General features: G+C 41.1%; 3 protein-coding genes. All 3 read left to right on the top strand.

What is annotated here, in order from left to right:
• Positions 1 to 13: 13 nt before the first annotated feature.
• Positions 14 to 5260, top strand: a complete 5247-nt coding sequence (locus VK664_RS08430) for an amino acid adenylation domain-containing protein (protein WP_461398199.1) — start codon at positions 14 to 16, stop codon at positions 5258 to 5260.
• Between the two features lie 147 nt (positions 5261 to 5407).
• The gene (locus VK664_RS08425; RefSeq protein ID WP_461398198.1) at positions 5408 to 6097 is read left to right on the top strand and encodes a 4'-phosphopantetheinyl transferase family protein; all 690 of its coding nucleotides are present in this window, start codon (positions 5408 to 5410) and stop codon (positions 6095 to 6097) included.
• Positions 6075 to 6258 (top strand): ATP-binding cassette domain-containing protein (locus tag VK664_RS08420; protein ID WP_461398197.1); only part of this gene is annotated, 184 nt, incomplete at its 3' end. The genes VK664_RS08425 and VK664_RS08420, both read left to right, overlap by 23 nt.

The following is a 6258-nucleotide window of genomic DNA, read 5'->3' as shown; positions in this document are numbered from 1 at the left end:
ACAGGTTGCAAGCATGGCATTTGATGTTTTTACCGGAGATCTGTGCCGCTCATTACTTATCGGAGGTTCACTGGTATTGGTACAGGATGACCTTCGTTTTGATACCGATCATCTTATACAGAAAATAGCGGAAAAGGAGATCAATTTTTTTGAATCAACCCCAACGCTGATTATAGCAATGGTAAAGCAGATGGTGAAATCGGGAATCAGGCCGCCCAAACTTGAACTTCTGGTGATGGGCTCAGATGCGTTGAATGTAAAGGATTATTTGTGGGTCAAGTCGCAAATGCCAGCAGGCTGTAGGGTAATCAACAGTTATGGTACTACCGAAACAACCATTGATTCCTGCTTTTTTGAAGGAGAGTTGCCTGCGGAATATGTTTCCGCGGTTATGCCTATCGGAAAGCCGATGACCAATACCAGGTGTTACATACTCAACCAGGCTTTTGAACAGGTGGGTATTGGTATTACCGGAGAACTTTTTATTGGTGGAAGCGGGGTTGCCCGCGGTTATATCAACGATGCTACACAGTCTGATGCTCGTTTTATACCAAGTCCGTTTAATAAAGGTGAGCGCTTATATAAAACAGGAGACCTTGCTTACTGGATGAAAGACGGTAATATTCAATTCGCCGGCCGCTCAGATTTCCAGGCAAAGGTTAGGGGATACCGTATCGAACTGGGAGAAGTGCAGGGAGCTATGGAAAATTGCCCGGGCGTTGAAAAAGCATTGGTAATGACAATAGGCAAACCCGGCACAAATGCACTGATAGGTTATTATGTTGGAGGAAATAACATGGAAAAGGAAGAGTTGGTTGCAGCTTTGGCAAAATTGATCCCGCAATATATGATTCCTGCTCATTTTGTAAAACTGGATGAATTTCCGTTAAATAAAAATGGGAAGATCGACAGGAAAGCACTTCCAAAACCGCTTATCGCTTACCAGGATTATGAGTTTGTGGCTGAGATAAGAGCCTATCTGAAAAACCGTCTGCCGGATTATATGATCCCGTCTAAAATTATAATCATGCCTGAGTTTCCGCTTACTACCAGCGGAAAGATTGATAGGAAGAACCTCCCTTCACCTAATGATATTGCATCAGAGCAATCTGGTAATTATGTAGCACCGGGAAATGAAATAGAAAAGGAAATGACTACTATCTGGCAGGAATTATTATTGGTAGACAGGATAGGAATAAAGGATAATTTTTTCGACCTCGGCGGTCACAGCCTCATCGCCACAAAGCTTGCATCAAGGATTTACAAACTCTATCTCATTAAAATGCCATTGAAGATACTTTTCAATAATCCAACGATTGAAAGCTTTTCAAAGGAGTTTGAAAAATTACTTGAACAACGGCAGGTTGGGTCGCATGATAATGCTGCTTCCAGGGTTCAGATAACGAAAATTCCCACGCAGGATCTTTATATGCTTTCTCATGCACAGCGCAGGTTATGGGTGTTGCATCAACTGGAACAAAATGCTTCGGTATACAATATGCCGGCTGCATTCAGACTCAGCGGTCATGTTGATATAAATATCCTGCAACGGTCATTTAATAACATAGTCGACCGCTATGAAATTCTCCGTACTGTTTTTATAACCAGGGATGGAGAACCATTGCAAAAAGTGATGCAAAGAAGTGAACTTGATTTCAGGATTAAGGAAACCGATCTTTCTGCAATGCCCGATGGAGCCAGCAAAGTACAAACAATGATTAGTGAAGAAGCCGGGTATATCTTCAACCTGGGTAAAGAGTCATTAATACGCTGCATGCTTATCAGGTTATCAGCCGGTAATTATGTTTTCCTTTTCAATATGCATCATATTATCAGCGATGGCTGGTCGGTGAAAATCCTGGTTAAAGAAATGATGTTATTGTACAGGTGTTTTGAAAAAGACCTACCCAATCCGCTTAAGCCACTTCATCTGCAATACCGGGATTATGCATACTGGCAGGCAACACAGCTGAACTCACCGGTTTTTGCTGTTCATAAATCCTACTGGGAAAAAAAGTTAGGCGGAAAGATACCACTGCTGGATATCCCTTCGGATTTTAAACGCCCGGTTACAAGATCTTCAAAAGGAGATACTGCCAGTTATAGCTTCCCGGCAATATTTTCAGACAAAATAAAAAAACTGTCGAAGCAGGAAGGTATGACTGTTTTTATGGTTCTTGTAGCCGGTTTAAAATCACTACTCTACAGGTATTCAAATCAGGAAGACATCATTTTGGGAATGCCCATTGCAGGAAGGTTGCATGCAGAACTGGAAGACCAGATGGGCATGTATGTAAATACGCTTGTACTGCGCTCTTCCATTAATGGTTCTATGAATATGGGGGAAGTGTTGCAGGAAGTTAAAGCCGTTATGCTCGGCGCTTTTGAACACCAGCAATACCCTTTTGATGAATTGGTTGATTCACTCGGACTTGACCGGAATATGGGACGTTCGCCTTTGTTTGATATAATGGTAGATATGGTTTCTGTTGATAACAACGAAACTGTGTTGCCGTTTAACCTCCCTTTCGAAATCCAATCATTAGGAACGCCGCATCATACGAGTAAATTCGACATCAGGTTTACATTCTTCAATAAACCGGGATGTATTGAGATCGCTTCTGAATTCAGTACTGACCTTTTTACTAAGGAAAGGATAGAGGTTTTATACAAACATCTGGAAAATTTTGTGCTGGCCGCAGCCGAGAACCTGTCTGCAAAAATTGACAGCATCGTTTATATCAGTGATGCTGAACAGCAAAACCTGCTCAGCAATTTTGTTCCTGGAAGGAAACAGGAATTTTCCGAAAATACAATCACCGAACTTTTTAGTAAAACTGCGTTGAAACATCGGGAAGCAACTGCAGTTATGGATGCATACACTTCTTTATCTTATAGCGAACTGGATGCTATGTCGGACACAATTGCCGCTAACCTCGTGTTGGGGTATAAGGTGGTAAAAGGGCACCATATCGTCCTGTGCTGCAAGCGTTCTGTAAAAATGATCGCCGCAATGATCGGGATCATGAAAGCAGGTGCAGTGTATATTCCTGTGGACCCGGGTATTTCTTCAACGCGGTTGGCCTATTTGATAAATGATTCCGCTGCCGATAGTATTTTACTTGGTGAGCCTGGCGTAAATATCAATGCTGAAACTATTCAAAAAGTTGAACTTGAATCGCTTTTTATTAAGCAAGCGCAAACAGCAGAGATAGATATGAAATGTCCGTGTCTTGAAGACGTAGCATACATGATCTATACTTCCGGTTCTACCGGCAATCCCAAATGTGTATTGATCAGCCATCGGTCTCTTAGCCATTATGTGCAGCAATTCATCACACAGTTCGGAATAAAAGCCACCGACAGAATGATACAGAGTGCGTCCGTTGCATTTAATAAAGCCATTGAAGAGATATACCCGGTACTGTTAACCGGCGGAATGCTTTTCGTTAGTGAAAAAGGAATTGCTGCGGCAGATGATCTGCTGGATGAAATTATCAGTCAACGCATCAGTATTGTTTCCACAGTGCCATCAATTGTACAGTATTTTAATGAAAGGGCCACAGACTTTGAAACCGTGCACCTGCTGATAAGCGGTGGAGATGTATTAAAAAGAAACCAGTTTAATAAATTCAGAAAGGAGCTGGATCTGTATAACACATACGGACCCACAGAAACTACTGGTTGTGCATCTTATTATAAGACAGACAGAAACCACCCCACTGATCATTTAACAGCCCCGATAGGCAGGCCGGTAGCGAATGCCCGGATATACATTCTTAATAAGGCACTGCAACTTCAGCCGGCTGGCGTACGCGGTGAGATGTATATTGGCGGCATGGGAATTGCCAATGGTTATTGGCATCTTGACAAGTTAACAAAAGAACATTTCATAAAAGATCCATATTGCCCGGGTGCATTAATATATAAAACCGGAGATTTTGCTTCCTGGTTGCCCGATGGTAATATTAATTTTGAGGGAAGGATGGATTTGCAGGTTAAAATAAGAGGAATCCGTGTAGACCCTGGTGAGATAGAAAATTCATTGCTTCAATATACGGGTATTGATAATGCAGTGGTTAATGCAGAAGAAATTGAAGGTGAGTATATTCTGACCGCATATCTCGTTTGCGGAAAACAGTTCAAAGAATCAGGGCTTATGGCATATCTAGAAGCAGGACTTCCTTCGTATATGTTACCCCGATATTTTGTTGAGATTGAAGAGATGCCGCTTACCACTAATGGAAAAGTGGATTACAAAAAACTAAGTGAATACAACAAGAACCATAAAAGAAAAGCAGGTGATGAAATTATTAAACCACGTAATAAAGAGGAAAAAGAGATGCTTGATATCTGGAAGGAAGTACTAAGTAATCAAAAGATAGGTGTTACAGATAATTTCTTCCATCGGGGCGGGCATAGTTTAAAAGGGCTCCAGCTTATCAGCAAATTAAACAGCAAAACAGGCAGCAACCTGAGGCTACAGGACCTGTTTAATTATCCAACCGTAGAAAAACTGATATTGCGTTTACATGATCAGCAAAAAGAAGCCGGTCTCCTGATCAGTTTCGGTAAGACCTCGTTAAGAAAACAAAATATATTCCTTATCCCGCCGGTGCTTGGTTCGGCTTCTGTGTTCAGTCCGTTGGCCGAAATACTGGAAGATAAATTTAATGTATATGGCTTCCAGTATTCGGGTTTTGGGAAAGATGAGCATATGGATGAATCCATTGAAGCAATAGCCGAAAGGTTCTGTATAATGACAAAGAAGATGGGCAAACATAGAAAGATGATCCTGGCAGGTTATTCAATGGGGGCAATGGTTGCGTTTGAAATTGCAAAGAAGCTTGAAAAAGAACATATCACTGTTTCGCTTTACCTGATAGACAGGGAAGCAACGGGGAATGACCCGCTTGATCCCGGAAACCTATCCGAAAAAATTGACATGGAAGCTGTGAGCAGCGAAATTGACAGCGACCTGCTTAACGACCCGGAGATTATGGGAGCCTATACCAGGATGTATCAGAATAATTTAAAATTGCTGGCGAATTACAATCTGGATGGATTGGTTGATGCCGATATCTCGGTTTTCGAATCAGCAGGCAATAAGACCAGGACGCAAATGAAAAACTGGAAAAAAATGGGGAAAAGTGATTTTTATTTTTATGAACTAACAAGAGGGCACTATGAAGTGTTTAATGGCGATAATCTCGGAATTATCAAGTCGGCACTTGAAAGAGAGGGTACATCATTGTTATAAAAGATTGCTTGTTAATTACCGGAGAACTGGTTTTCTGCGGCATAATGATTTTGTGTGTATATTGCCACATCCTTTACATCAGTACCTAAAAAGTGTTAATAAAGCGGGGATTCTAACCCCACGGAATTTAACGTTAGATCTTATAAAATGCTAACAGTTTTTTATTCGGATATAAATACTGCTTTTCAGGTAAATTCGTACGAGTCTGGCCTGGCTATGATGCCCGAGGTTATTAAAAACAGGATCGAAAAATTTTACCATCAGGATGACCGTAAACTAAGCTTGCTGGGCAAATTGCTGTTGTGCAAACAATTGCATTATCATGGACTTGCGGAAAAGTTGCCACTGCAACTCCTGCACGAAGATGAGTATGGCAGGCCGTATTTTCATTCGGAGTTTGATTTTAATATTTCTCACTCAGGAAAATATGCAATTTGTACTGCATCTAAAAATTGCCGGGTGGGAACGGATATTGAAGAAGTCCGGAAAATTAATTTTTCTGATTTTACTGATTTTTTCAGCAATAATGAATGGAATTTAATTCACAATGCCAATGATCCGCTAACTAGTTTTTATAAATTGTGGTCAAGAAAAGAAGCGTTGGTAAAAGCGGATGGAACCGGCATCCGTATTTTACATGAAATTGAAGCTATTGATGATACAGTGAGTATTGGAAACAGGGAGTTTGCCATCAAAGCTTTACAGGTTGATGATCAATACCAGGCCAGTATTGCATACACTGGCTCTGTACAAAAAATACTGGTGGAAAAGATATCCTTTAATTTTCGGGGAGTATCAGGCAATTACAACGCATATGTTAATATTTCAGAATTTTAAAAAGGCATACAACCGTGAAACAGTGATCGGGATCGAGAACCTGTTTCTTGATTCGGGGGTATATTGGATAAAGGGGGAAAATGGAACAGGGAAGAGCACTTTACTGAAAAGCATTGCAGGGCTTATTCCATTTGAAGGCCAGATAAGCTTGGCAGGGGTGA

Origin of the sequence: Flavitalea sp. (genome assembly GCF_035489435.1) — a bacterium.
In the GTDB taxonomy this organism is placed as follows: Bacteria; Bacteroidota; Bacteroidia; order Chitinophagales; family Chitinophagaceae; genus DATHKG01.
The sequence above is the reverse complement of the archived record's forward strand: the minus strand, read 5'-3'. Positions and strand labels throughout refer to the sequence as shown.